The organism is Phenylobacterium sp., assembly GCF_036563285.1.
GTDB lineage: Bacteria > Pseudomonadota > Alphaproteobacteria > Caulobacterales > Caulobacteraceae > Phenylobacterium.
Genome location: NZ_DATCMR010000002.1, coordinates 144409 through 169359, shown reverse-complemented (window position 1 = coordinate 169359; position 24951 = coordinate 144409). Strand labels below are relative to the sequence as shown.

Below are 24951 nucleotides of genomic sequence, written 5' to 3'. Positions count from 1 at the left end.
ACGAGGCGCCGGGGAACGAAGATCAAGCTTAGCCGTTGCCGTGTCACGGGGAGCATGAACGCCACCTGGCTCCCGAGCATAGTCGGAGAAGGTGGGCGCCATGCCAGCCACTCTCAACGTGATCTTCGGGCCCTGCGCGGCAGGCAAGACCACCTACGCCCATGCCTTGGCCCGCCGGGAAAACGCGGTGCCTTTCGTCCTGGACGAATGGGGTGCGCGCCTGTTCGGCCCCGACGTTCAGGGTTCCATCGAGTTCATGTGGATGCTGGAGCGCCTCGGCCGCTGCAATGCGCTGATCTGGTCGATCGCCGAGAGTGTGCTCGCCGCCGGGGCCTCGGTAGTGCTCGACGTGGGCGCCATGCGGCGGGCTGACCGGGATCGCATCCGCCAGATGGCCGAGGCCAAGGGCCTGTCATTGCAGTGGCACTTCGTCGACGCGCCGCAGGAGGTCCGCCGCGCCCGCGTCGCCAATCGCAACGCCGCCAAGGGCGAGACCTTCGTGATGGAGGTGACGCCGCAGATGTTCGAAATGCTCGAGGCCATCTACGAGCCGCCGGCGCCGGCGGAACTGGAGGGCGCGGTGCTGAGCGTCAGCGATGACAACAGGGCTGCCGCGCCAGCCGCGGCGCAGCCTCAGGCGGTGGACTAGCTCAACCATGGTCCCGTTGCCGGTCGTGCGGCTGGGCCAGGGGGGAGCGCTAACCACCCTTAGGTGACCTTCGGAGTGTCCGCTCTCTTGGGCTTAGCGAGAGAATGCCCGCTTTAGGGCTGCGGGCTAAGGTCCGCACGCGACCCTTAGCTGACGCTCAGGCAATTAAACCTTCAGCGAAGCTACATACTGGCTTATCGCCTCTGAGGCCTTCAGTGCTCGCTCGTAGACACCGGGTACGGCCTCCAGTCCCATCGCGTCCACCTCCACCCTTACGAAGTAGCTGGCGACTTGGTCGATAGGATCGCCGTTCCACAAGTTTCCAGCCGCTTTAAGCAGATAGCTGTCGTACTCATCTTCCGGCACGCTGCCTCCAATGGGGTCCCACTGTTCGAACCCAATGCGCCGGAGTCGGGCGATGTCGAAGCGGGCGCCGGTATCCATCCACCAATGCTACCGGGCTGAATATCGGCAAACCACCCGTTGCAGACGTTCGAGTGCGAAGCGAAGCTGCCCGAATGAACGTCGGCCCCAATACCACCTGCGCGCTGCTCCTCCTGCTGGCAGGATTTGCGACACCAGCCTCTGCCGCAACCGCCGTTCGATGCGCCGCGAAAGTTGAAGGCCATCCACCCCCAAAGGCCTTGGTCGCGACCCCATCTGTCGCCGTGGCCCTTGCCCGCACCTACCTCTCAGCAATCTACGGCGTGAAACAGATCAACGATCAACTTCCTCTGAAAGCCACGGTCCATGAAGGGGTTTGGCGGGTCGAAGGCACCCTCAAAGCGAACCTCAAGGGCGGTGTTGCCGAAATCAAATTCTGCCAATCGACGGGCCAAGTCCTATACGTGGATCACGGAAGGTAGCGCCGGCAAAACGTCAGCTATCCACCCACGGCGGACGTTCGGAGTGTCCGCTCTGGAGCGGGATGTCATCCCACGTCGGCATGGATCATCGCAGCCAGTCTGTCAGCCGGTCTCGACGGCTCTAGCGTCGCCGGCGAAGTTCGAACCAGACGACCGCCAGAGTCCAGGCGCCCCATAGTCCCCAGAACACGAGCCCCCTGGCCGTCGGCGTGACGAGGAAGGTGGCCAGGACAACCGCAATCCACGCCGGCAGCGCGCCGGCAAGGGCGGCCACCACGACCGCGCCCCACCCCTTCGCTCGTGTTCCTTTGTCCTGCACCGGTACAGGCCCCGCCCTTGATCCCATGGCAGCCATTCTGCCTGCCGGTCTCGGCAACTCAAGCACCGGCCGCAGGCCGGCCGCGCCGCGGCGGCGCCTCCGGCGCCGTCCTTGACTTGCCGAGGCCGGCAGGGTCGCATCCACCGCGAGATCAAGGGCTAGGAAGCATCCCTCAGGGATGCTCCTCCGGGAGGACTGATCATTTCGCGTAGAGCAGCGAGACAGGCAGCATGGGTGGGCCTCCTCGTCTGCCTGGTTCCCACCGCCGCTCACGCCAACATGGTCTGGCCCGCGCTCTACCTTCAGACGCGACTGGCCACGATCCCGGTCGTGGCGCTCAGCCTGATCATCGAGGTCCTGACACTACGATTTGGTTTTCGCCTGTCCTGGCCAAGGTCAGCGGCCGCCGCCTTGGGCGCCAACGCGATCTCGGCTGCTCTCGGCGCGTTCCTCGTGCCCCTGGCCGGTATCGCCTGGGAAGTCTTCCCCGGATTGCTGCTCTACAGGGCGGGCATCGCTTCCACCTTCTCTCCGCTCACCTGGGCCGTGACGCCGGTGCTGGCCCTACTCGTCACCACAGCCGTTGAGGTGACCTGCCTTCGGCGCCTCTTCCATCTGGACTGGACGCGCACGAGGTGGCTGCAATGGACAGCGGCCAACGCCGTCACGGTCGGGATCGCCTTTGGCAGCCTATGGGTCTTGAGCGGCGCGTGGGAGACGTACCGCCCGTGGTTGGTGGCCTGAAGCCCACGTCCTTGACTTGGCGAGGCCGGCAGACTGGCACCCATCGTGAGATCAATGGCCAGGAAGCATCAGACGATGCGCCTCTAGAGTCCGCTTGCGACCCCTAGCGGACATTGCGCACAGGCCGTCCGACGCCGTTAGCCTCGACTCGAGCGCGCAAGTCAGTCGCGGTCTTCACGATGCGGCCCCAGCCATCGTTATCTAGGGCCGCCGAACCAATGGTCTGGAGTTGATCACCTAGCTGATCCAGTAGCGGCTGCTCATCCGGAAACAGCCAACTCCCTGCGCCTTGGCGAGGATCATCGTACACCTCCAGGTCAACCAACAGCACATGGCGGACCACCGCGAGCCGACCTTAGGTGAGCCGTTGGTCGGTGAGCACGAGCAACGTGAGATAGAGCCAACGTCGGTCGGGTTCGAGCCAAGCAAATGGATTCACGGGCAGCTTTGCCATTTAGACAAGCTGCACCGCGAGAGGTCTGCAATCCACCCAACTCGGACCTTCAGCCCAGCGGCACAGTAACCTAGGGTGCGGGCATGAACGCTGCACCGGTCTACAAAAGTGCTGGCAAGTGTGTGGCCGACTGCGGCGGCTTCCTTGACCGAGGAGACGCCATCTACTGGCTCGTTGGAGGCCTCATTCTCGCAGTCTTGCTGACGGTGGGAGCAATGCACCTCAGTCGCCGCAAGAGCTAGGTCGCCTTTCCACCCGTGAGTGACCTTCGGAGTGTCCGCTCTTGAGCTTAGGGAGAGAATGCCCGCTTTAGGGCTGCGGGCCCAAGCCTGCACTCGACTCATTAGCTGACGTTCGAACGGTGCTCTGCCGACCCATTGCGGCCAACTTCGGAGACTATGGAGGGGCAATCCGGCGCGCGAAGGAAGCCGGCGGCCGTAGTTGAATGATCGGTGAGGTCCTGAGTGTTGAAGCACCACGGGCGGCCCTTCGGGGGTCGCACAGCCAGGGGCCTGAAGGCTCTCGCGGTTCTCGCCGCGCTAGCCTGCCCCATCAGCGCCACGGCCGCGCCGGTTGCCGAACCCGAGCCGAAAATCGTGCTGGCCTTCTTCCTGAACGGCAAGGTCTTGCGGGGCGGTCGACCGGTCGATGAGGCGCGCCTCAAGACGGACCTGGCGGCACTGCAGAAGGGCGACCTAGTCCTCGCTTGCCTGCAAGGCATGAACGACAAGGTCAGCGACGCCTTCGATCGTTACGTGATGAGGAGCCCCGGGGAGTTCAACACCAAGTTCCTCACGCAAGGCCGCTGTCCCGCCGATCCTGCTACCGAGGGCAAGCCTCCGAGACGCTGATCGCCACGCGGCGAGCGCGGTCTGATACGGCCCCACGTGAACGTCCGCTTCCCACCCGCCGATGTCCGCTCCGGGCGGGCGGCGGATTCCGGCGCGGGCGAGCGGTCAGCTCGGCTGGACCATCTGCATCCCGGCCCTGGCCGGGATGAGCGGAAAGAATCGGACTCAGGCGCGGTTTTCTCGGTTCATCGGCGGCTGGTGCTGCTCGATGAGGTCGGTGCGCTCGGCCTCGCGCATGGCGCGCGTGACGTTCAGCCGCGTCAGCACCTTGGCCGCCGGGTGCTTCTTGCGCGCGGCGTCCAGCTTCGGCTTCCAGCTCTGGTTGGCCAGGTTGTCGGTCTCGCCGGCATAGACGACGGTCGCGCCGTCGTCGGTCAGCTCGGCGATCACGAAATTCGCCCCCGCGGGCGGCAGGAAGCGATCCTCCTCCATGGCGGTGTAGCGGTAGCGGGCGCCGGACTTGCCGGCGAACTCGATCTGACGGCTCAAGCTCAACTCTCTCCAGCCAAGTTGCCTGTCCCCCCGTTTCGCGGCGGAGTTGGGCGAAAGTGGGCCCAAGCTTGGCCTTGGGCGCGGCTCCGCGGCGCATCTAGGGCCTGATGCGCGCCTGCAACAACCCTCAGGAGAACGCGTGCGGCGAAGGCGAAGGCTCTGCTAGGGTCGTTATGACCCCAGGGACCTCCGAGTCGATAACCTCCGCCCGCTGAATGGACAGACCCGCCGAGTTCACCATGAAGACCGACGGGGACCGCCTGACCGCGGTGCTCACCGGCGACTGGACGGCGACGCGGCTCGGCGACGCGGGCGTGCGGCTGGCCGAGGCGCTGGACGGGATCGACGGCGAAGTCCTCGACATGCGCAAGGTCCGCCGGCTCGACACCGCCGGGGCCTACGCGGTCGTGAAGGCGGCCGGCAGGGACTACGACGTCTCGCGCGTGCAGGCGCGCAAGGAGCACCTGAAGCTCATCACCCTGGTGGCCGAGACCCGGCGCCAGCCGCCGGTGGTGAGCCGCGAGCCGCGGGACTTCCAGGCCCTGACCATCCGGGTGGGGCGCGGCGTCGTCGACCTGGGCCTCGAGGCCTGGGACACCCTGGGCTTCCTCGGCCACCTGCTGGTGGTGGTCGGCCGCTCGATCATCAATCCCCGCCGGATCCGGCTCGCGCCCATGGTGTCCTTGATGGAGCGGGCCGGGCTGGACGCCATCCCGATCGTCGCCACCACCTCGTTCTTCATCGGCGCGGTGGTGGGCCTCCTGGGCGCCAACATGCTGCAGCAGTTCGGCGCGCAGGTGTTCGCCGTGGAGCTGATCGGCATCGCGGTGCTGCGCGAGTTCAACATCATCATCACCGCGGTGCTGCTCGCCGGCCGTTCGGCCTCGGCCTTCGCCGCCGAGATCGGCTCGATGAAGATGAACCAGGAGATCGACGCCATGAAGGTGCAGGGCGTCGATCCGTTCGAGGCCCTGGTCTTCCCCAGGTTCGCGGCCCTGCTGCTGACCATCCCCCTGCTCACCTTCGTGGCGACGCTGGCCGGCCTGTTCGGCGGCCTGGTGGTCACCTGGACGGTCCTCGACCTGGGCCCGGCCTTCTTCCTGCAGCGGATCGTCGACAACGTGGGCGCCACCCAGCTCTACGTCGGCCTTTCCAAGGCGCCGGTGATGGCCGCGGTGATCGCCGGCATCGGCTGCCGGCAGGGCCTGGAGGTGGGCGGCGACGTGGAATCCCTGGGCCGGCGGGTGACGGCGGCCGTGGTGCACGCCATCTTCGCCATCATCATGATCGATGCCGTCTTCGCCCTGGTCTACATGGAGCTGGAGATTTGAGCGGCGCGGTGGACGAAGAACACCTCTCCGACGAGGAGCTGCTGGACCAGGAGGGTCCGGCCCTGGAGGTGCGCGGGCTGGTCAACGCCTTCGGCGACAACGTGGTGCACGACAAGCTGGACCTGTCGGTGGAGCGCGGCGAGGTCTTCGGCGTGGTCGGCGGGTCCGGCGCCGGCAAGTCGGTGCTGCTCAACTCGATCATCGGCCTGCGGGAGCCCCAGGCCGGGGTGATCCGCGTGTTCGGCCAGGACCTGGAGACGGCGTCGCGGCGGCGCTGGGACGCCATCAACCGCAGCTGGGGCGTGCTCTTCCAGCAGGGCGCGCTGTTCTCGAACCTGACGGTGCGGGAGAACGTGGCCTCGCCGATGTTCGAGCACACCGACCTCACCCGGCAGGAGATCAACGAGCTGGCGGACCTGAAGATCGCCCTCGTCGGCCTGAAGCCCGAGGCCGGCCTTCTGAAGCCGGCCGAGCTCTCCGGCGGGATGCGCAAGCGGGCGGGCCTGGCCCGCGCCTTGGCGCTCGACCCGGAGCTGCTGTTCCTCGACGAGCCCACCGCCGGGCTAGACCCGATCGGGGCCGCGGCCTTCGACGAGCTGATCAAGGATCTTTCCGATACCCTGGACCTGACGGTGTTCATGATCACACACGACCTGGACACGCTCTACGAGATCACCGACCGGGTGGCGGTGCTGGCCGACAAGAAGGTGGTGGCGGTCGCCCCGGTGCGTGAGCTGGAATCCTCGGACCACCCGTGGATCCGCGAATATTTCCTCGGCCCCCGCGGACGCGCGGTGCGGGCTGCGACGGAGGCCTGATGGAAAAGAACGCCAACTACGCCATGGTCGGCCTCTCGGCCCTCCTCCTGCTGATGGCGGCCCTGATCTTCGTGGTCTGGCTGTCGCGCTGGCAGTTCCGGCAGGAGAACGACCTCTACGACGCGGTGTTCGACGGGCCGGTGCGCGGCCTGAACCAGGGCGGCGAGGTGCACTTCAACGGCATCAAGGTGGGTGAGGTCACGAAGATCGCGCTGGACCGCACCAATCCGACCCGGGTGATCGCGCGCATCCGGGTGGGGTCGGAGGTGCCGATCCGGTCGGACTCCTACGCCACGCTGGAGCCGCTCTCGATCACCGGCGTCAGCCTGATCCAGATCACCGCCGGGACGCCCTCGCGGCCGCTCCTGAAGGAGGTCGAGCAGCGGCGCTGCGAGGCCCGCGGCATGCGCAACTGCATCCCCATCCTGAGGAGCCAGCGCAGCGCGCTCTCCGACCTGCTGGCCGGCGGCGGCACCGTGCTGAACCGCACGATCGAGGTCCTGGACCGCGCCAACCGCGTGCTCTCCGATCAGAACATCCGCACCTTCTCCGCCACCCTCAACGACGTGCAGGCGGTCAGCGCCGAGGTGCGCGCCCGCAAGGCGATCCTGGCCGACGCCCAGAAGACCCTGCAGGACATCGACGCCGCCGCCCAGGAGTTCACCGGCCTGGCCCAGAGCGGCCGGCAGATCCTCGACACCGACGGGCGGCGGACCATGCGCAGCGCCGCCCAGGCGGCCGACGAGGCGCGCGCCACGGCCGCGGACCTGCGCGCTCTGGTGGCCAAGCTACAGGCGCCGACCGCCGACTTCGCCACCAACGGGCTGCCGCAGATCACCGCCGCGGCCGTGCAGCTGCAGGAGGCGGCCATCGCGCTGGAGCGGCTGGCCAACGAACTGCAGGCGAACGGCGCCGGCGCGGTGCTGAAGCCGAAGTCCAAGGAGCTGGAGGTGCAGCCATGACCCGACGAAACGCCCTCCTCCGCCCCGCCCTCCTCGCGCTCGCCGCGGTGGCGCTCTCCGGCTGCCTCGGCGGGTTGCTCGGCGGCAAGCCCGCGCAGCTCTACCGCTTCGGCCAGGCGCCGGCGGCGGCGTCGGACGCGGCGCCTGCCGCGGGCTCCGTGGGCGTGTTCCGCGCCGGCGGGACGTTCGCCCGCGAGGCGGCCGGCGACAAGATCCTGGCGATCACCGGCGGTGAGGCCCAGTACATCGCCCAGAGCCGCTGGGCGGCGCCCGCCGAGGTGCTGTTCAACCAGGCGGTGCTTGCGGCCTTCGACGCCGCCCCGGGCCGGGTCCGGCTCCTCTCGCGCGGCGAGCAGGGTCGCACGAGCCACGCCCTGCGCCTCGACGTGCGCAATTTCGAGACCCGCTACGACAACGGCGCCGAGGCGGCGCCCACGGTGGTGGTGCGGGTGCGAGCGGCCCTGGCCCGCGACAAGGACCAGGGGCTCGGGCCCGAGCGGATCTTCGAGGCGCGCATTCCCGCCGCCAGCAACCGCGTGGGCAGCATCGTGGCCGCCTACGACCAGGCCGTCGGACAGGTGCTGGGCGAGGTGGTCCGCTGGACGGAGAGCCAGGTGGGCGCGGGCTGAGCGGAGTTAGCTGACGCCCGCGATCCGCTTGGCTGCGGTGACCGTGTTCTGCAGCAGCACCGCCACGGTCATCAAACCGACGCCGCCGGGCACCGGGGTGATCCAGCCGGCCACCTCGCGGGCCTCCTTGAAGTGGACGTCGCCCACCACCTTGGTCTTGCCCTGGGCCGCCTTCTCGGGATCGTCGAAGGGTACACGGTTGATGCCGACGTCGATCACCGCTGCGCCCGGGCGGATCCAGTCGCCGCGGATCATGCGCGGGCGGCCCACGGCGGCCACCAGGATCTCGGCCTCGCGGCAGACCGCCGGCAGGTCTCCGGTGCGGGAATGGGCGATGGTGACGGTGCAGTCGGCCTGCAGCAGCAACTGGGCGATGGGACGGCCCACCAGCATGGAGCGGCCGACGACCACGGCCCGCTTGCCGGCCAGCTCCCCCACCGCCTCGCGCAGCAGGATCATCGAGCCCAGCGGCGTGCAGGGATAGAGGCCGGGCAGGCCGCTCGCGAGCCGGCCGGCATTGACCATGGTCAGGCCGTCGACGTCCTTCTCGGGATCGAGGATGGCCAGCACCTGCTTCTCGTCTAGGTGCTTCGGCAGCGGGAGCTGGACGAGAATGCCGTGGATCGCCGGGTCGGCGTTGAGCTCGGCCACCAGGCGCAGGAGTTCGTCCTGGGTGGTCGCCTCCGGCAGCCGGTGGGTGACCGAGTGCATGCCGGCGGCCAGGGACTGCTCGCCCTTGGACCGGACGTAGATCTGGCTGGCCGGGTCGTCGCCGACGAGCACGACGGCGAGGCCGGGCTGGAGGCCGTGCTCGGACTTCAGCCGGGTCACCTCGGCGGCCACCTCCGCGCGCACGCCCTCGGCGTACACCTTGCCGTCGATGATCTGGGCGGCGGCGGCCGCGCCTGGATCGCTCATGAGGCCTCCCGGAACTGGACCCCCGCCTAGCCGTTCCCCGGAACGCACGCAATTATCGAAAGATAAGTTCCATGGGCGACCTGGACGCCCTCTTCTCGCGGATCGCCAGCGCGGTGTCGCGCTGGACCGGCCGCCCCGCGGTGTTCCTGGTCTGCTGCGCCGTGGTCGTCGCCTGGGCGGTGTCGGGGCCCATGTTCGGCTTCTCCGACACCTGGCAGCTGGTGATCAACACCGGCACCACCATAGCCACCTTCCTGATGGTGTTCCTGATCCAGAACACCCAGAACCGCGACAACGCCGCCCTGCAGGCCAAGCTCGACGAGCTGATCCGGGTCTCGAAGGCCAAGAACGACTTCATCGGCATCGAACACCTGTCGGACCGCGAGCTGGAGGAGATCCTGACGGACTGCGAGCGGCACCGCCCGCACGTCATCGACCGCGCCGAGGCGAACGTGCGCCGGGAGCGCCGCAAGGCCCAGGCGCCTAAGCGGACGGCCTCGATGAAGCCGCTGCCGGCGCGCCGCCGCGCCTAGGAGCGCCTCAGTCGATGCCGTAGAGCGCGGCGTAGGGGTCGGTCTTGCCCGATAGCACGTCCTTCACCGGGATCGGCCGCCAGCCCACCGTCTGCGTCTCGCTGGCCCGCCAGGCTTCCACGATGACGTCGCGCAGCTCGGACGCGCCGAGCGCCATCTGCTTGCGCGCGAAGGCAGGCCCGCGGGGATCGCCGGCCTTCAGGCCGCCGGCCTTCTCCAGCTCGTAGAGCGGGATCGCCAGCCTCGCGTTGGACAGCAGATAGTCGCGCGTGCGCGCCTCCACCGAGCAGTTGCAGAGCCGCAGCGGGCTCATCGCGGCCGTCAGGCTCCCCGTCCCGCCGCGCAGGACGATGTCGGTGTCGACGGAGGAATGGATGCGCGCGGTCGTGAAGCCCTGCGGGTTCGGGTAGTCGCCCCAGCCGTTGTAGTGGTTGGACAGGTGCAGCGGCTGGCTGCCGTCGGCGACGAAGTGGGAGAGCTCGCCCAGGGTCACCAGGATCTGCTTCTCCCGGCGCAGGCGGTCGGCGGTGAACCACGCGCGGTTCTTCTTCCATTTCGGATTGGTCTCGGCCGCCTTCAGCACCCGCCACATGGCGAAGTCGCGGGTGAGCTGCTGCCACCGGTCGGCGATGGCGTAGGGCAGATAGCCGGCTTTCCAGCTGTCCTGGCCGGCGGCCTGCAGCGCCTTTTCGTAGTCCGCGCGGGTGGGCGGCAGGGCGTCCAGCCTGGGGCCGCCCAGGATGCGGCCGTCGTCCTCGGTGTCGACGAAGTGGGCCGCGTCGCGGTCCTGGTCGTGGATCTTGCCGGCGCCCTTGGAGCGGTCGGGCTCGCGCGACTGCTCGCCGACATCGAGGGCGGCCTGGCGGGTGCGGAGGAAGGCGGGGATCTCGGCGGGCAGCCCGCGCACGGCGGCTTCGCCGATCAGGCGGTGGCCGGTGGCGCCCCAGGCGAGCGCGGGCTGGGGCATGGTGATGGCGGCCAGAACGGCCGCGGCGGCGAGGCGTTTCATGCGTCCCGTTTGCGGGCTCGCCCAGCCGGACGCAAGGGGGTGCGCCCTAGACGGGGTCCTGGATATCCAGCGCCTGCTCGACGCGGCCGATCCAGGCCTGGACCCGAGGGTAGTCGGCCAGCCGGAAGCCGCCGTGCTCGGCCATGCGGGTGTAGGCGACCAGCGCCACGTCGGCGAGGCTCAGGCGCTCGCCGACCAGGAAGCTGGAAGCCGCGAGGCCGTCCTCCAGACGCTGCAGCGCCGCCTTGCCGCGCTCCACGAGGCGGGGCTCCACCTCGGTGACGGGCTTGCCCTGGTACTTCACCTGGAAGCGGACGACGGCGACGTAGGGCTCGTGGCTGTACTGCTCCCAGAACAGCCATTCGAGCATGCGCGCGCGCTCGTAGGCGTCCTCGGGGATCAGCTCCGAGCCCTCCGCCAGGTGCAGGATGATGGCGTTGGACTGAGCCAGCGGGCGGCCATCGTCGAGGATGACCGTGGGGACCTGGCCGGCCGGATTGAGGGCCAGGAAGTCCGGCGTGCGGCTTTCGCCGACCATGATGTCGGTCTCGATCCACTCGTAGGGCTGGCCCAGGAACTCGGCCGTCCACTTGACCTTCAGGCAGTTGCCCGACTTCGAGTCGCCATAGATTCTCATGGTCCCGCCCCCAGCTTGGCCATGCCGAGGGGGCGAGAATTTCTTAACCGGCGCAAGCTATCCTTACTGTACGGGCCTGTTAGCTTTGCTTACAGGCACGCCGCGACGCCCCTCTGTGGGTTGCCCAAAGGGGGCTAACCGGGTAGGACTCCCGGCACCAGTTCAACGACGAAGGAGACGCCGTCATGCGACGCCGCCTCGCCGCCCTGGCCGCTTTCGCCACGATCTTTGCGGCTAACAACGCGCAAGCCGCCACCAGTGATCCCATTGGCGACCTGATTAAATCCGTGATCACGGGCTCCATTCCGGGCGCTCCCGGCTGGAACGTGAAGGCCACGCTCTACCATGCCGGCGCCAAGGGCGTCGGCGCGCTGGATTCGCTTGGCTGCAAGGTCGTCGCCATGCGCACCGTGGCCGTCGACAAGAAGCTGATCCCGCGCCGCAGCGTCCTGTTCATCAAGGAGACCGTCGGCCTGAAGATGCCCGACGGCAAGCTGCACGACGGCTACTGGTACGCCTCCGACGTGGGCGGCGCCATCAAGGGCGAGCGGATCGACCTCTACACCGGCCTCGGTGCCCAATCGATGAAGCCGGCCATGCCGCTGAACCTCGCCAAGCTGTCGGTGGTGAAGGTCGGCGACTTCAAGGGCTGCCCGCCGGCGTAACCGCCGACCCGAGCCCTCAATCCTCCCTGGAGCCGCCAGCCGCCGGCGCAGACGCGGCGGCGCGATGTCTCACGTTCCGGGGAAAAGTCCTTGCTACATCAGCCGAATTTCTTTGCCGTCACCGGCGGCCCCGGAGCGGGCAAGACGACACTGCTGCGCCACCTGCAGGGCCTCGGCGAGATCGTGGTGGAGGAGAGCGCGCGGGCGATCCTGCAGGCCCACGGCGTGCGGCCGGATCAGGCCCGGCTGGCGGAGCTGATGTTGGAGCGGGACCTGGCCGCCTATCGCGCGGCGCGGGGCCGGACCTTCTTCGACCGCAGCCTGGTGGACGCCTGGGCGATGCTCAGGGCCCGCGGCCCCTGCCCCGCCGCCGACGAGGCCGTACGCACCTGCCGCTACCACCGGCTGGCCTTCATCGCCCCGCCCTGGCGGGAGATCTATGTCCAGGACGCGCAGCGCATTCAGACCTGGGCGGAGGCGGTGGAGACCTACGAGCGCTGCGCGGAGGCCTACCAGGCCGCCGGCTACGAGCTCGTGGAGCTGCCGCGGGTGTCGGTGGAGGATCGGGCCGAGTTCGTGCTCGACCGGGCCCGCTAGGTCTCGACGAACGCCTTCTCGAGGACGAAGTCGCCGGGATTGGCGATGGAGCCTTCCTCAAAGCCGCGGTCGAGGAGCTGCTGCTTCAGGTCCGCCAGAACCGAGGGGCCGCCGCAGAGCATGACGCGGTCTTCTGCCGGGTTGAACGGCGGCAGGCCGAGGTCGGCGAATAGCTGGCCGTTCTCGATCAGGTCGGTGATCCGGCCGCGGGTCCTGAAGTCCTCCCGGGTGACCGTGGGATAGTACTTCAGCTTCGGCGCGATCAACTCGCCCAGGGTCTCGTCGCTGGCCAGCTCGTGCTCGAGCAGGTCGCGGTAGTTGAGATCGCGGACCTCGCGCACGGTGTGAGTGACAATGACGTCGTCGAAGCGCTCGTAGACCTCCGGGTCACGGGCGAGCGACAGCCAGGGCGCCAGCCCCGTGCCGGTGCCCAGCATGTAGAGCCGGTTGCCGGGCTTCAGGCCGTCCAGCACCAGGGTGCCGGTGGGCTTGCGGCCGATCAGAACCTGGTCGCCCACCTTGATGTTCTGCAGGCGCGAGGTGAGCGGGCCGTTGGGCACCTTGATGGAGTAGAACTCCAGCTCCTCGTGCCAGGCCGGCGAGGCGATGGAATAGGCGCGGACCAGCGGCTTGCCGTCCTCCTTCATCAGCCCGACCATCACGAACTGGCCGGACGCGAAGCGCAGGCCGGGATCGCGAGTGGTGCGGAACGAGAACAGGCTCTCGGTCCAGTGCTGAACCCAGGTGACCGTCTCGACGTAGAAGGCGCCGGACGCCTTCAGGGGCGGCGCGGCCGCGGCAACTTCGGTCATCGAACTCTCAGGCTTGTCGTAGGCCATCAGATGTCACCGCCGACGTTGGCGACGGCGCCCGGCGCGCGGGCCACATGGATACCGCACTCGGTCTTGTCCTGTCCCTTCCAGCGGCCGGCGCGGACGTCCTCGCCTGCCTCCACCGGCTGGGTGCAGGGCCAGCAGCCGATCGACGGAAAGCCCTGGGCCACCAGCGGATGAGCCGGCAGGTCGTGCTCGGCGGCGTAGGCGTCGAGGTCGGCCTTCTGCCAGTTGGCTAGCGGGTTGAACTTCACCTTGCCGTCGGTGAACTCCACCACAGGCAGCCGCAGGCGGTCGCCGCCGTGGAAGCGCTTGCGCCCCGTCACCCAGGCCTCGAAGCCCTCGATGGCGCGGTCCAGCGGCAGCACCTTGCGGATATGGCAGCAGGCGTCCGTATCCTTCTGCCAGAGCTTGGCGTCCGGATCGCCGGTGGCCAGGTCCTGGTAGTGCGGGCGCAGGTCGCGCACGTCGGTGAGGCCGAGCCTGGCGGCGAGGCTCTTGCGGTAGTCCAGCGTCTGGCCGAACAGCATGCCGGTGTCGAGGAAGAGCACGGGGGTGTCCGGCTTCACTTCGGACAGCATGTGCAGCAGCACGGCGGACTCCGCCCCGAAGGACGAGACCACCGCCAGCCGGCCGTCGAAGAACTTCACGGCCGCCTTCAGCACCTCGCGCGGGTGGACGTGGCGCAACTCGGCGTCGAGCCGCTGGGCCAGCTGCTCGGCGGTTTCGGGCCCGGCGTCGGCGGGGCGGGTGAGATTGTCGTAGGCCAAGCTCAACGCTCCCGCTCCACGAAGGCCGGGACGCGGTCGTCGGCGGCGCGCTGATAGACATGACGGAAGCGCCTGGTGACGTGCTCCCAGTCCTGCGAGGAGGAGCCGTCCGCCGGCTCGAAGGCGTCGAAGCCGGCGCGGAGCATGAAGTGGGCCTGCTCGCGCAGCACGTCGCCCACCGCCCTCACCTCGCCCGCGTAGCCGTAGCGTTCGCGCAGGATCCGGGCGTTCGAGTAGTGGCGCCCGTCGCGGAATTTCGGGAAGGCCAGCGCCACCACCGCGATCCGCGGCAGGTCGTAGGCCAGAGCCTCCACCTCTTCGTCGCTGTTCAGCCGCACGCCCACCTTGCGGCCCTCGGAGAGCAGCCGCTCGCCTTCCGCCTGGAAGCGGGTCAGGGAGATGATCACGTCGCCCGGGACCAGGTCCTGGTCGTCGTCCAGGTTGGTGAAGGGGTCCTCGACCGGCAGCATCCGGCCTTCGACGACCTTAATGCGCGTCGGCATAGACGGCCTCCTTGAAGGGGGCGACGCCGGTGCGGCGGTAGGTGTCGAGGAAGCGTTCCCCCTCCTTCCGCTCGCGCATGTAGACGTCGACCAGCTGTTCGACCGCCTCGGCGACCCGGTTGGCCGGCAGCGCCGGGCCCAGGATCTGGCCGAGCGTCGCGTCCTCGGCGCCGGAGCCGCCCAGGGTGACCTGGTAGAACTCCTCGCCCTTCTTATCGACGCCGAGGATGCCGATGTGGCCCACGTGGTGGTGGCCGCAGGCGTTGATGCAGCCGCTGATCTTGATCTTCAGCTCGCCGATGAGCTCGGCGCGCTCTGCGTCGTCGAAGCGCTTGGCGATCTGCTGGGCCACCGGAATGGCGCGGGCGTTCGCCAGCGCGCAGTAGTCCAGCCCCGGGCAGGCGATGATGTCGCTCACCAGGTCCATGTTCGGCGTCGCCAGCTCGGCGGCGTCGAGCGCCTGGAAGACCTCGTAGAGGTCGTCGAGCTTCACGTGCGGCAGGATGAGGTTCTGGTTGTAGTGCACCCGGATCTCGTCGAGCGAGAACCGCTCGCCGAGGTCGGCCACCAGCTCCATCTGGGCGCTGGACATGTCGCCAGGCGTGTCGCCGGGCTTCTTCAGCGAGACGTCGACGATGGCGTAGCCCGGCTGCTTGTGCGGATGGGTGTTGCGGCGCAGCCAGCGGGCGAACCGCGGGTCGGCCGCCTTGGCGCGCTCCAGCGCCTCGGAGCGGGCCGGCAGGGTCTCGAAGGTCGGCGTGAACCAGCCGCGGATGCGGGCCAGCTCGGTGTCCGGCACGTCGGTCCGCTCGTGGTCCGACTTGGCCCACTCGTCCTCGACCTGGCGGGCGAACTCCTCGGCGCCGAGGGAGGCCACCAGCACCTTGATGCGGGCCTTCCAGATGTTGTCGCGCCGGCCGTGGCGGTTGTAGACGCGAAGGATCGCCTCCAGGTAGCTCAGGAGGTGGCGCACGGGCAGGAACTCGCGGATCGTCGGGCCCAGGTAGGGCGTCCGGCCCAGACCGCCGCCCACCATCACCTCGAAGCCCAGCTCACCGTTGCGGCCCCGGCGCATGGCCAGGCCGATGTCGTAGATCTTGGTCGCCGCGCGGTCCTTGGCGGCGGCGGTCACGGCGATCTTGAACTTGCGCGGCAGGAACGAGAATTCCGGGTGCAGGGTCGACCACTGGCGGATCACCTCGGCCCACACGCGCGGGTCGTCCAGCTCGTCGGACGTGGCGCCGGCATAGGGGTCGGCGGTGACGTTACGGATGGTGTTCCCCGACGTCTGCATGGCGTGCATCTCGACCTCGGCGAGATGCTCCAGGATCGCCGGCGCGTCCTTCAGCTTGATCCAGTGCAGCTGCAGGTTGGTGCGCGTCGTGAAGTGGCCGTAGCCCTGGTCGTAGGTGGACGCGATCCAGGCCAGCTTGCGCAGCTTCGCGGCGTTCAGGAAGCCATAGGGGATCGCGATCCGCAGCATGTAGGCGTGCAGCTGCAGATACAGGCCGTTCATTAGCCGGATCGGCTTGAACTGGTCCTCGGTGATCTCGCCGGCCAGGCGGCGGTTTACCTGCTCGCGGAATTCGGCCGTGCGGTCGGCGACGAATTCACGGTCGATCTGGTCGTAGCGGTACATCGGTCTACTTGCGCTTGATGAGGGCGACGCGGCCGGTGGACCGGGCCGCGCCGTGGGCATGCTGGAGGGCGGCGATGTCGTCGCCGCCGGCCGCCTGCTTGCCGTGCTGCGGATGGTTCGACGGACCGAGCGCGCGGATCCGCTCGCGGTAGCTGAGCGGCGCCCACAGGCCCTCGGATTCGATGACGTCGATCAGGTAGGGGTCGACGACGATGGTCTGCTCGGTCTTGGCGTGGGCCTCGGCGGCGATGGCCGCGTCTTCCTCCGCGAAGACCTGCGCCTCGAGGAAGCGCTCGACCCACTGGCCGTCCTTCCAGAAGACGACCTCGCCGTCGGAGAGCCGGTTGCCGGTCAGGGCCTTCATGCGGTGGCTCCCTTGAGCAGGGCTTCGACCGCCTCGGCCTCGCCTTCGGCGGCGAGCGCCATGGCCTCGCCCACAATCAGCAGGGCCGGACCGGACAAGGCCGACGCCGCTTCACCCAGGCCGCCGAGGGTGGTCTTCACCCGCCGCTCGTCGGCGCGCGAGGCGTTCACCACGATGAGCGCGGGGGTGGCGCCGTCCCGGCCGGCGGCCATCAGGCGCGCGGCGATCGCCGGCGCGGTCGACAGGCCCATGTAGATGACGACGGTGTGGTTGGACCTGGCCAGGCTTTCCCAGTCGAGGTCAGGCTCACCGTGCGCCGCGTGGCCCGTCACGAAGGTCACCGCCTGGGCCGAGCCGCGGTGGGTCAGCGGGGCCCCGGCCGAGGCGCCGGCGGCCAGCGCCGCGGTCACGCCCGGAACCACGTGGCACTCCACGCCGGCCTCGCGGCAGGCTTCCAGCTCCTCGCCGCCGCGGCCGAAGATGAACGGGTCGCCGCCCTTCAGGCGCACCACGTTCAGGCCGTCCTGGGCGAAGGCCACCAGCATGCGGTTGATCTCGTCCTGGGCGTAGGTGTGGCGCGACTTGCGCTTGGCCACCGAGATCCGTCGCGCGCCTTCGGGCGCCAGGTCGAGGATCTCGTCGGAGACCAGGCCGTCGTGGACCACCACGTCCGCCCGCTGCAGGGCCTTGAGCGCCTTGATGGTGAGAAGCTCCGGGTCGCCGGGGCCGGCGCCCACCAACCAGACGGCGCCGGGACGCACCCGCGGCTTGCCGCCCAGGACGACCAGGCCGTCGGCTCGCTTGGACCTGTCGCGGGATTGCGCCATAATTAGCTTCTCTAAACGCTGAACTGTCTGAATCGAGACGGGACGGGCTGGCGCCCGCCCCGCCGATGTCCACCGACGAAAAGGGCCGATACATCGGCGGACGCTTGCAAATAGGGGGCGGGGACGCCACTTCGCAAGGCGAGGACTTCTGCCGGGGCTGTCAGGAAAACTCATGGAACGTACCCACGAGCGCCGCCGCCTGCCGCCGCTCAATGCGCTGCGCGCTTTCGAGGCGGCCGCCCGGCACCTGAACTTCAGCCGCGCCGCCGACGAGCTGTCGGTGACGCCGGGCGCGGTCTCGCAGCAGATCCAGAATCTGGAGGACTACGTCGGTGCGGCCCTTTTCAAGCGCACGCCCAAGGGCCTGCTGCTGACCGACGCAGCCCAGACCGCCCTGCCCGCGCTCCGCGAAGCCTTCGACCGACTCGCCGAGGCCGCCAGCCTGCTCACCGCCGCCGTCGACGGCCGCCGGCTGACGATCACCGCCCCGCCCTCGTTCGCCGCCAAGTGGCTGGCGCCCCGCCTGGGCGCCTTCGAGCGGGCGCACCCGCAGGTCGACGTCTGGCTGAACGCCGGCATGGAGCTGGTGGACCTCACCGCCGGCGAGGTGGACCTGGCGCTGCGCTACGGCGCGGGCCGCTACCCCGGGCTGGAGGTGAAGCGGCTGGTCAGCGAGGCGGTCATCCCGGTCATCAGCCCCGCGCTGCTGGCCGAACAGCCGCTGTCGACGCCGGAGGACCTGGCCCACCACGTCCTGCTGCACGACGGTTCGCCCGACATCGACGACAGCTGCCCGGACTGGTCGATGTGGCTGGCGGCCCGCGGCCTGCGCGGCATCGACGGCCACCGGGGCCCGCGCTTCAACCAGTCCAGCCTGGTGATCGAGGCCGCCGCCAACGGCCGCGGCGTGGCGCTGGCCAAGCGGACGCTGGCCCAGGCCGACCTGGAGGCCGGCCGGCTGGTCGCCCCCCTGCAGATCGCCACGGCGGTGGACTTCGCTTACTACCTCGTCCATCCGAAGGCCAAGGGCCGCCTCCCCCAGGTAAAGGCGTTCATCAGCTGGATCGAGGCCGAGGCGCAGGCGCACGAGGAGGCGATGCGCGCCATCGACAACGGCGCCGGCATCTAGACGAGACGAGTACCGATGCGAGTTCTTCCCGCCGATTGCACCACGATGGCGCAGGTGCGCCAGGGGGTGGACGCCCTCGATCGCCAGCTGGTCGCCCTGCTGGCCGAGCGCCAGGGGTACATGGACGCCGCCGCGCGCATCAAACAGGACCGCGGCGCAGTCCGCGACGAGGCGCGGATCGAGGACGTGGTTTCCAAGGTGAAGGCCGCCGCCCGCGAGGCGGGGCTGTCGGAGGAGATCGCCGAGCCGGTGTGGCGCACGCTCATCGAGCGCTGCATCGCCTACGAGTTCACCGTCTGGGACGCGATCCGCGCGGAGGCCTAGGCCTTCACCGACTGGTAGGCCGCGATGTCGGCCACCACGGCATCGAGCGCCGCCCGCACAGGTGAGAGGTCGGGCGTGGCCTGCGCCTCGGCCACGGCGCAGGCGTCGCCCAGGGCGTTCGCCCCGACGCCCCTCGCCGCCCCCTTGATCGTATGCAGCAGGTCACGGCAGTCGGCCGGGGCGCCGTCGAGCTTTTCCGACCAGCTTCGCGCCTGGTCGCTGAACAGCGCCAGCACCTCGCGCACGATGCCCGGATCGTGGGCGACGAAGGTTTCCAGGTAGGTGAAATCGACGGCGGACATGAGCGCAACCGTAGACTGCGGAAGCTTACGTCGGGGTGAAGAGAGCCCGCCTTGCCAAGGCGGCTTTTTCCAGTATGTTCCGCGCCCTCGCCGCAGGGGGCTCCGTCTCCCCGCGACGCAGGGACGGGTGCATAGCTCAGTTGGTAGAGCAGCTGACTCTTAATCAGCGGGTCGTAGGTTCGAATCCTACTGCACCCACCACTTCCCTCAACATCAGTGCAGCGGCGGCGGCGTGTCGCTGACCGGCGCGTCCAGGGGCGGCAGCGGCCGCTCCAGGTCCTCGGCGGCGTCGTTCTTGCCCGTAGGGTTCGGCGCAGCGGTCGGACGTTCGGGCTCTGGCTCGTAGTCCAGCTTCAGCGCGCTCAGGGCCTGGCGGCCCTCCTGGCCGAACAGGCTGCGCAGGCGCACGTCCATCTGCGGGAACGGCACCTCGATCCCGGCGCACTCCAGGGCGTCGGCGATGGCCCAGGTGTAGGCGGCATGCATCGCCGCCGGCCGCTTCACGGCGTCCAGCGTCGGCCAGACGAGCAACTCGAAGTTCAGGGCCGAGTCGCCAAAGCCGACCAGCCAGACCTGGCTCTTGCGGCTCTCAGTGTCCGGGCTGGTGAAGGGCACGCTCTGGGCGGCCGCCAGGACCACGTCCCTCACCTGCTCTCGGTTCGAGCCGTAGGCGACGCTAAACGGGATGTGGATGCGCCGGGTCTCGTTGTGCAGGGTCCAGTTGATCACCGGGCCGTCGATGAACTTCGAGTTCGGGACGACGATGTCGATGTTGTCGTTGGTCCGGATGCGCACCGCGCGGGGCCCGATCTCCTGCACCAGCCCGCGCTTGCCGTCCTCCAGCTCCACGTAGTCGCCGACGTTGAGCACCCGGTCGAAGATCAGGGCAAGGCCGGAGACGAACTCCTTCACCAGCCCCTGCAGGCCGAGGCCCACGCCGACGCCGAGGGCGCCCGCGAACACCGCCAGGGATGACAGGTTCAGGCCGACCGTCGAAAGGCCGGCGATGAAGAAGACGATCACAAGCCCGTATGAGACCAGCTTCTCGACGATGTAGAGCGCTGCGGCTCCGGAGTGCACGCGGCCGCGGATGCGGCGCAGGCCGGCTCCGGCCAGCCGGGCCGCCACGAACCCCGCCGTGATCAGCAGGAGCCCGGTCAGCACGCCGCCCAGCGTCACGGGCGTGCGGCCGATGGCGAACAGGACCAGGCCGCCGACGTTGTCGAGATCACCCATCACGCCCGGCCAACGTCGGGCGCGGCCTGGCTGTTCCGGTCAGGCTCAGACCGGGACGTTCTCCTTCAGGAGCTCGTCGAAGTAGGCGATGGTGCGGGTCAGGCCGTCGCGGAGCACGATCTTGGGCTCCCAGCCGAGGAGTTCCTTGGCCTTGGCGATGTTCGGCTGGCGCTGTTGGGGGTCGTCCTGCGGGAGGGGCCGGTACTCGATGGCCGACTTCGAGCCGGTGAGGTCCACGACCATCTCCGCGAGCTGGCGGATGGTGAACTCGCCGGGATTGCCCAGGTTGATCGGCCCGGTGATCTCATCGTCCGTCCCCATGAAGCGGATGAAGCCTTCCACCAGGTCGTCGACGTAGCAGAACGAGCGGGTCTGGTGGCCTTCCCCGTAGAGGGTGATCGGCTCACCCTTCAGGGCCTGGACGATGAAGTTGGAGACCACCCGGCCGTCGTTGGGGTGCATGCGCGGGCCGTAGGTGTTGAAGATCCGCGCCACCTTGATGCGCAGGTTGTGCTGGCGGCGGTAGTCGAAGAACAGGGTCTCGGCGCAGCGCTTGCCCTCGTCGTAGCAGGAGCGGTAGCCGATCGGGTTGACGTTGCCCCAGTACTCCTCCGGCTGCGGGTGCACTGTGGGGTCGCCGTAGACCTCGCTCGTGGAGGCCTGGAAGATCTTCGCCTTCCGGCGCTTGGCCAGCCCCAGCATGTTGATGGCGCCGTGGACGCTGGTCTTGGTCGTCTGGACCGGGTCGTACTGGTAGTGGATCGGCGAGGCCGGGCAGGCCAGGTTGTAGATCTCGTCGACCTCCACGAAGAGCGGGAAGGTCACGTCGTGGCGCAGCAGCTCGAAGTTCGAGTTGTCCAGCAGGTGCGTCACGTTACGGCGCACGCCAGTGTAGAAATTGTCGACGCACAGCACCTCATTGCCCGCCGCCAGCAGCCGCTCGCACAGGTGCGAGCCGATGAAGCCGGCGCCGCCGGTGACCAGGATACGCTTCATGGGACCCCTTAAGATGCTCTCCGCGGAACGGCTTAGCCGAGGACGCGGGGGTCCTCCAAGCTCGACGTGTCGAAGCCGTGGTAGAGGGACAGGAAGCGGAAGGGGTGCGCCTGGAAGCTCGGGTACATCACGTTGTTGATGTCGGTGGCGGTGTCGAAATAGCCGATCTGCGGGTCCAAACCGTGCCGGACCAGGTGGTGGCGGGCGTGGACCAGGGCGACCTGGTCGATCCAGCGGGTGACCTCGGGCCGGCCCAGCTTGTCGTCCAGGTAGGCCCGCAGGAAGCGCAGGAACGCCTGGGCGTTGCCGGTGGGCTTCAGCAGCAGCAGGTTGGCGGTGATCCTGGAGCCCGCGTTCCAGCTGAGCTCGTTCTCGTTGAGGACGAGGTCCGCGGCCGCGTGGCGGTCCAGCAGGTCGGCCACGCCGCGCTGCAGGAGGAGGTCGATGTCGGAGACGAAGACCGGCCGCTCGAGCCTCGTCAGCAGCTCGCCCAGGCGCTGGAAGCGGACGCACTGGAAGTGGGCGATGGGCTTCTCGGCCTGGCCTTTGGGCGGGGCGTCGTAGGCCTTGGTGGCCACCGCCGAGGCGTCGAAGGAATCGCCGCAGAAGACGAGGCGATCATCCTGGATTCCCACGGTTTTCGCCGCAGCCTTCAGGCTGGCGGCGCCGCCGATCACATGGACCACCACCATGAAGGGGACGTCGCAGAACTTGAGCAGGCTCAGCACGTACCAGCGGGCGTAGAGCTCGACGTAGTGGGCATCGGCGGCGGCGAAGAACACCGCCTGCGCGCCGAGCTTCCTGGCCCGTGCCTGGACGGCCTTCCAGTCCATGGCCCTGCCCTTGGAGCTCAGGAAGGCGAGCTCGGGCTCCGGGCCGGCGGCAGGCGTGGCCGCGGCTATGGCGTCGAGGTCGATGGCCTGCAGCAGCACGCCATAGTGCTTGGCCCAGGCGGCCCATTCGGAGCCTTCGGGTGCGGGAATGTCCAAGGCCAGGCCGGCCTTGAGCAGGGCGCCGAGCTGGGCCTCGGAGTCCGGCGTCAGCGGCCGGCAGAGGATCATGCTGGCGACGTCGTGGATGTCGCGCAGGCGGATCAGCGGGACGACGTCCGCCCGCTCGGCGAGTGCGATGGCCATCCGGTGGCGGATCTCGCCCTCGGCGTCCCCTGCCGCCTTGGCGAGGTCGCAGAGCGCCGTGTGGGCGGCGACGTTGCCGGGCTCCAGCGCCACCAGGGCGCGGGCGTAGCGTTGGGCCTCGTCGGTGCGGCCCAGCGCCTGGTTGCAGGACAGCGCGGCGGCCACGACGCCCGAGGCCGTCGGCATCAGCCGCGCCAGGGCCTCGGCGTACTGGGCCGCCTCCTCGATCTTCTGGGCCGAGATGGCGGCGTTGAACTTGGCGATGGCCGCGGTGCCGTGCTCGCGGATCTGGTCGGCGACGGGCGCCGGCCCGCCGTGCAGCGACTGCAGGTCGGCCAGCCGGTGCAGGACCTCCAGCGTGCGGCCGCCGGCGGCCAGGGCCGCCACCACGTCGCTGAGCGGCTCGGGGTCGAGCGGGCGCTGCGCGTGCATGTGCTCGAAGATCGTCAGCGCCCGGTCGGGCCGGCCCTCGGCCATCAGCTCACGACCGAGCCGCAGCATGGGATCGCCCTGCGGCTCCGGCTCGGCGGCCTTGGTGGGCCAGCCCCAGTGGTGGAACGTCGCCGTCAAGCCTTGTACGCCACGTGCACGTGGCTGTGGCCGAGCGCCTTGCCCATGAACTCGAGTCCGCCGGTCGGCAGGATCTTGGCGTAGCTGTCGAGGTCCTTCACCTCGATCACCACGCTCTGGCCATAGAGGGTGTCGGTGAGCTTCAGGACCTCGGGCAGCTCGGTGACGTCGCCGAACCCGGAGATGCCGTTCACCGTGAGCACGCCGAGCTGGCGCCACTTGCCTTCCTTGCGCTCCACGCCGTTCCAGTTCTGGCCGAGGCTGTCGCTGGCCAGGTGGTGCACGGAGAACTCGGGCACGGCGACCATGCGGTGCCAGCCCCACTGCTGCCAGAACCAGCTGTCGACGCCGCCGGCCGAGCAGAACTCCTCGCACATCAGGTTCGGCCAGCGCTCGCGGATGGCCTTGGCCTTCGGATGGAAGAGCTGGAAATAGCCGTTGGGCTGGGCGTTGACCTTGTCGTTCTGGCCCGCCACCGGCGCGCTGTCGAAACGTCCGGTGAAGTAGAAGCAGCCGGGGTTCCAGGAGTGGGCGAAGAACAGCTCGCGCAGCTGCGGGGCGTGGATCACGTCGGCGTCGGTCAGCACGATCCAGTCCGGCTCCTTCAGAGCGGCCAGGCCGTCGTTGAGCATCTTGCCCTTGTTGAAGGCGTGGTCGTCCTCGTAGCAGCGGTCGGAGAGGACGAGCTTGGCGCCGTGGGCGCGGGCGACCTCGTGGGTCTCGATGTCCTCCGTCGAGGACACGACCACCACCTCGTCGAACAGGTCGATGTTCTTCGGCAGGGTCTCGGCCAGGTACTTGCCGTAGCCCACCGAGACCACGACGCATGACAGCTTCTTCGGCCGGATGGAGTCGTTGCCGATGCCGACGCGGCGGCCGTTCGAGGCCTCGCCCACGTAGTTGTCGCGCGTCTCGACGGAGCGCTTCTGCTTGTGCAGGACGGCGTCGAAGAGCTCGTACTTGCCCTTCTTGACCGCCGGGCTGCCGGCCTTCTTCAGGAGCTCGCGGCTCTCCACCGAGATGATGTCGCGGTCGAGGATGTCGAGCTGCGACGGCCCGGGCTGGGCCAGGCCGCAGTAGTTGCAGAGGTCGAGCTGGGCGCCGAAATCCTCCGGCTTGCGCTGCCACCAGCCGTGCTCGACCGGCCAGGCGTGCTTGCCGCCGAAATATAGACGGTCGATGGCGGCGGCGACTTCGCAGAAGTAGGCGCCCTTGTCGTTGATCGAGGCGCTCCACAGCTTCTGCACCCAGCAGTCGTCGCGGTTGCGCTCCCACTCCGCGTCGGAGATGCCCGAGGCGTTGATGTAGTCCTGGCGGGTGATCAGCAGCGCCTGGTGCTGGCCGGCGCTTTCGTGGGTGTTGGTGTTGAAGTGGCTGTAGACCTCCATGATGGTCTCGTAGTGCTGGTAGAAGCCCTTCCCGAGGCTCGTCCACAGTCCACGGCCATTGGAGCGGTCGAACAGGCGCTCGGTGGCGAAGTCGTTGAAGTCCTTGATCGGCAACCGGCCGTTGGTGGTGTTCTCCCCGCCCCACAGCTCGGCGAACTTCAGCGAGATCTCCTCGAAGTTCGAATGCAGGGTCGGCTCGCCGGCGATGATGCCGATCAGCTTGTTGGGGGCGTTCCAGCCCTCCATGCTCTTCACCGCGCGCTCGAAGGTCTCGAGCGACATGTCGTCCCGCGACGGCTGGTGGGGGATCAGCCGCGTGCAGTTGGAGCACTTCAGGTGGCACTTCGTGCTGATGTCGATCTGGACGATGTCCATGTCGGCGGGCGAGCGCATGCCTTCAGTCCCCTTTGGGCGTTAACCGGTTGATCATGAGATGAGTCGCCGCCGCGGCGCGCCGCAG

Annotated in this window: 29 protein-coding genes and 1 tRNA gene; 14 read left to right on the top strand and 16 right to left on the bottom strand. The window is 68.8% G+C overall.

Features of this window, described 5'->3' with window-relative positions; translation table 11 throughout:
- The first annotated feature begins 100 nt into the window (after positions 1-100).
- Entirely contained in the window at positions 101-649 is a 549-nt protein-coding gene (locus tag VIL76_RS01060) for an ATP-binding protein (RefSeq protein ID WP_332043127.1), read from the top strand.
- A gap of 165 nt (positions 650-814) precedes the next feature.
- On the opposite strand, the gene VIL76_RS01055 is transcribed toward VIL76_RS01060, so the two are convergent.
- Positions 815-1093, bottom strand: a complete 279-nt coding sequence (locus VIL76_RS01055; protein WP_332043126.1) for a hypothetical protein — start codon at positions 1091-1093, stop codon at positions 815-817.
- Positions 1094-1167: 74 nt separating this feature from the next.
- Between VIL76_RS01055 and VIL76_RS01050 the strand changes: the two genes are divergently transcribed.
- From VIL76_RS01050 to VIL76_RS01040, 3 genes are all read left to right on the top strand, one after another.
- Positions 1168-1515 carry an NTF2 fold immunity protein gene (locus tag VIL76_RS01050; RefSeq protein ID WP_332043125.1) on the top strand — a complete coding sequence of 116 codons (348 nt, stop codon included), beginning with the start codon at positions 1168-1170 and terminating at the stop codon, positions 1513-1515.
- Positions 1516-2068: 553 nt separating this feature from the next.
- Positions 2069-2578: a hypothetical protein gene (locus tag VIL76_RS01045; RefSeq protein ID WP_332043124.1), complete on the top strand. Its 510-nt coding sequence runs from the start codon at positions 2069-2071 to the stop codon at positions 2576-2578.
- 918 nt (positions 2579-3496) lie between these two features.
- A complete protein-coding gene (locus tag VIL76_RS01040) occupies positions 3497-3883 on the top strand; it encodes a hypothetical protein (protein WP_332043123.1) in 387 nt (128 codons plus the stop codon).
- A gap of 165 nt (positions 3884-4048) precedes the next feature.
- Here VIL76_RS01040 and VIL76_RS01035 read toward each other — a convergent pair whose 3' ends face one another.
- Positions 4049-4372, bottom strand: coding sequence for a hypothetical protein (locus VIL76_RS01035; RefSeq protein WP_332043122.1), 324 nt, complete (start codon positions 4370-4372; stop codon positions 4049-4051).
- A gap of 218 nt (positions 4373-4590) precedes the next feature.
- Here VIL76_RS01035 and VIL76_RS01030 point away from each other — a divergent pair, with 218 nt between their 5' ends.
- Genes VIL76_RS01030 through VIL76_RS01015 form a run of 4 tightly spaced genes read left to right on the top strand, consistent with a single transcriptional unit; the run spans position 4591 to position 8115 of the window.
- Positions 4591-5706 (top strand): ABC transporter permease, encoded by a 1116-nt coding sequence (locus VIL76_RS01030; protein ID WP_332043121.1) that lies wholly within the window; start codon positions 4591-4593, stop codon positions 5704-5706.
- Between the two features lie 8 nt (positions 5707-5714).
- Entirely contained in the window at positions 5715-6524 is an 810-nt protein-coding gene (locus tag VIL76_RS01025) for an ABC transporter ATP-binding protein (RefSeq protein ID WP_332043120.1), read from the top strand.
- Positions 6524-7486 carry an MlaD family protein gene (locus VIL76_RS01020; RefSeq protein WP_332043119.1) on the top strand — a complete coding sequence of 321 codons (963 nt, stop codon included), beginning with the start codon at positions 6524-6526 and terminating at the stop codon, positions 7484-7486. The genes VIL76_RS01025 and VIL76_RS01020 overlap by 1 nt, the downstream gene beginning before the upstream one ends.
- Positions 7483-8115, top strand: coding sequence for an ABC-type transport auxiliary lipoprotein family protein (locus VIL76_RS01015; protein ID WP_332043118.1), 633 nt, complete (start codon positions 7483-7485; stop codon positions 8113-8115). The genes VIL76_RS01020 and VIL76_RS01015 overlap by 4 nt, the downstream gene beginning before the upstream one ends.
- A gap of 6 nt (positions 8116-8121) precedes the next feature.
- Here the strand turns inward: VIL76_RS01015 and folD are convergent, their stop codons facing one another.
- The gene (folD, locus tag VIL76_RS01010) at positions 8122-9033 is read right to left on the bottom strand and encodes a bifunctional methylenetetrahydrofolate dehydrogenase/methenyltetrahydrofolate cyclohydrolase FolD (protein ID WP_332043117.1); all 912 of its coding nucleotides are present in this window, start codon (positions 9031-9033) and stop codon (positions 8122-8124) included.
- Between the two features lie 71 nt (positions 9034-9104).
- Here folD and VIL76_RS01005 point away from each other — a divergent pair, with 71 nt between their 5' ends.
- Complete coding sequence (locus tag VIL76_RS01005; RefSeq protein WP_332043116.1) at positions 9105-9566, top strand: low affinity iron permease family protein; 462 nt, start codon at positions 9105-9107, stop codon at positions 9564-9566.
- Between the two features lie 7 nt (positions 9567-9573).
- Here VIL76_RS01005 and VIL76_RS01000 read toward each other — a convergent pair whose 3' ends face one another.
- Together VIL76_RS01000 and VIL76_RS00995 are read right to left on the bottom strand one after the other, a co-directional pair.
- Positions 9574-10575: a S1/P1 Nuclease gene (locus VIL76_RS01000; protein WP_332043115.1), complete on the bottom strand. Its 1002-nt coding sequence runs from the start codon at positions 10573-10575 to the stop codon at positions 9574-9576.
- Positions 10576-10621: 46 nt separating this feature from the next.
- Positions 10622-11212, bottom strand: coding sequence for a glutathione S-transferase family protein (locus tag VIL76_RS00995; RefSeq protein ID WP_332043114.1), 591 nt, complete (start codon positions 11210-11212; stop codon positions 10622-10624).
- 185 nt (positions 11213-11397) lie between these two features.
- Between VIL76_RS00995 and VIL76_RS00990 the strand changes: the two genes are divergently transcribed.
- Together VIL76_RS00990 and VIL76_RS00985 are read left to right on the top strand one after the other, a co-directional pair.
- Entirely contained in the window at positions 11398-11877 is a 480-nt protein-coding gene (locus VIL76_RS00990) for a 3D domain-containing protein (protein ID WP_332043113.1), read from the top strand.
- A gap of 90 nt (positions 11878-11967) precedes the next feature.
- Complete coding sequence (locus tag VIL76_RS00985; protein ID WP_332043112.1) at positions 11968-12474, top strand: AAA family ATPase; 507 nt, start codon at positions 11968-11970, stop codon at positions 12472-12474.
- Here the strand turns inward: VIL76_RS00985 and VIL76_RS00980 are convergent.
- From VIL76_RS00980 to cobA, 6 genes are read right to left on the bottom strand one after another with little or no spacing between them, the layout of a single operon-like run.
- Entirely contained in the window at positions 12471-13286 is an 816-nt protein-coding gene (locus tag VIL76_RS00980; RefSeq protein WP_332043111.1) for a ferredoxin--NADP reductase, read from the bottom strand. The two genes, VIL76_RS00985 and VIL76_RS00980, sit on opposite strands and share 4 nt — an antisense overlap.
- A 26-nt stretch (positions 13287-13312) precedes the next feature.
- Entirely contained in the window at positions 13313-14077 is a 765-nt protein-coding gene (locus VIL76_RS00975; RefSeq protein WP_332043110.1) for a phosphoadenylyl-sulfate reductase, read from the bottom strand.
- A gap of 2 nt (positions 14078-14079) precedes the next feature.
- A complete protein-coding gene (locus VIL76_RS00970; protein ID WP_332043109.1) occupies positions 14080-14580 on the bottom strand; it encodes a DUF934 domain-containing protein in 501 nt (166 codons plus the stop codon).
- Complete coding sequence (locus tag VIL76_RS00965; RefSeq protein WP_332043108.1) at positions 14564-16219, bottom strand: nitrite/sulfite reductase; 1656 nt, start codon at positions 16217-16219, stop codon at positions 14564-14566. Before VIL76_RS00965 ends, VIL76_RS00970 begins: the two co-directional genes overlap by 17 nt.
- A 4-nt stretch (positions 16220-16223) precedes the next feature.
- Positions 16224-16583 carry a DUF2849 domain-containing protein gene (locus VIL76_RS00960; RefSeq protein ID WP_332043107.1) on the bottom strand — a complete coding sequence of 120 codons (360 nt, stop codon included), beginning with the start codon at positions 16581-16583 and terminating at the stop codon, positions 16224-16226.
- Positions 16580-17410, bottom strand: coding sequence for a uroporphyrinogen-III C-methyltransferase (gene cobA, locus VIL76_RS00955; protein WP_332043106.1), 831 nt, complete (start codon positions 17408-17410; stop codon positions 16580-16582). Before cobA ends, VIL76_RS00960 begins: the two co-directional genes overlap by 4 nt.
- Positions 17411-17582: 172 nt before the next feature.
- Here cobA and gcvA point away from each other — a divergent pair, with 172 nt between their 5' ends.
- Together gcvA and VIL76_RS00945 are read left to right on the top strand one after the other, a co-directional pair.
- On the top strand, positions 17583-18539 hold the full coding sequence (gene gcvA, locus VIL76_RS00950; RefSeq protein WP_332043105.1) for a transcriptional regulator GcvA: 957 nt from the start codon (positions 17583-17585) through the stop codon (positions 18537-18539).
- A 15-nt stretch (positions 18540-18554) separates the two neighbouring features.
- Positions 18555-18863 (top strand): chorismate mutase, encoded by a 309-nt coding sequence (locus tag VIL76_RS00945; RefSeq protein WP_332043104.1) that lies wholly within the window; start codon positions 18555-18557, stop codon positions 18861-18863.
- Here VIL76_RS00945 and VIL76_RS00940 read toward each other — a convergent pair.
- On the bottom strand, positions 18860-19165 hold the full coding sequence (locus VIL76_RS00940) for an Hpt domain-containing protein (RefSeq protein WP_332043103.1): 306 nt from the start codon (positions 19163-19165) through the stop codon (positions 18860-18862). The genes VIL76_RS00945 and VIL76_RS00940 overlap by 4 nt on opposite strands.
- A 125-nt stretch (positions 19166-19290) precedes the next feature.
- Here VIL76_RS00940 and VIL76_RS00935 point away from each other — a divergent pair.
- Positions 19291-19366: transfer RNA gene (locus tag VIL76_RS00935), tRNA-Lys, on the top strand.
- Positions 19367-19378: 12 nt separating this feature from the next.
- Here VIL76_RS00935 and VIL76_RS00930 read toward each other — a convergent pair.
- The 4 genes from VIL76_RS00930 to VIL76_RS00915 are packed head-to-tail and all read right to left on the bottom strand — an operon-like array spanning position 19379 to position 24884.
- The gene (locus VIL76_RS00930) at positions 19379-20401 is read right to left on the bottom strand and encodes a mechanosensitive ion channel family protein (protein WP_332043102.1); all 1023 of its coding nucleotides are present in this window, start codon (positions 20399-20401) and stop codon (positions 19379-19381) included.
- 45 nt (positions 20402-20446) lie between these two features.
- A complete protein-coding gene (locus tag VIL76_RS00925; protein ID WP_332043101.1) occupies positions 20447-21397 on the bottom strand; it encodes a UDP-glucuronic acid decarboxylase family protein in 951 nt (316 codons plus the stop codon).
- Between the two features lie 32 nt (positions 21398-21429).
- The gene (locus tag VIL76_RS00920) at positions 21430-23103 is read right to left on the bottom strand and encodes a hypothetical protein (RefSeq protein ID WP_332043100.1); all 1674 of its coding nucleotides are present in this window, start codon (positions 23101-23103) and stop codon (positions 21430-21432) included.
- Positions 23100-24884: a hypothetical protein gene (locus VIL76_RS00915; protein ID WP_332043099.1), complete on the bottom strand. Its 1785-nt coding sequence runs from the start codon at positions 24882-24884 to the stop codon at positions 23100-23102. The genes VIL76_RS00920 and VIL76_RS00915 overlap by 4 nt, the downstream gene beginning before the upstream one ends.
- Positions 24885-24951 lie beyond the last annotated feature (67 nt).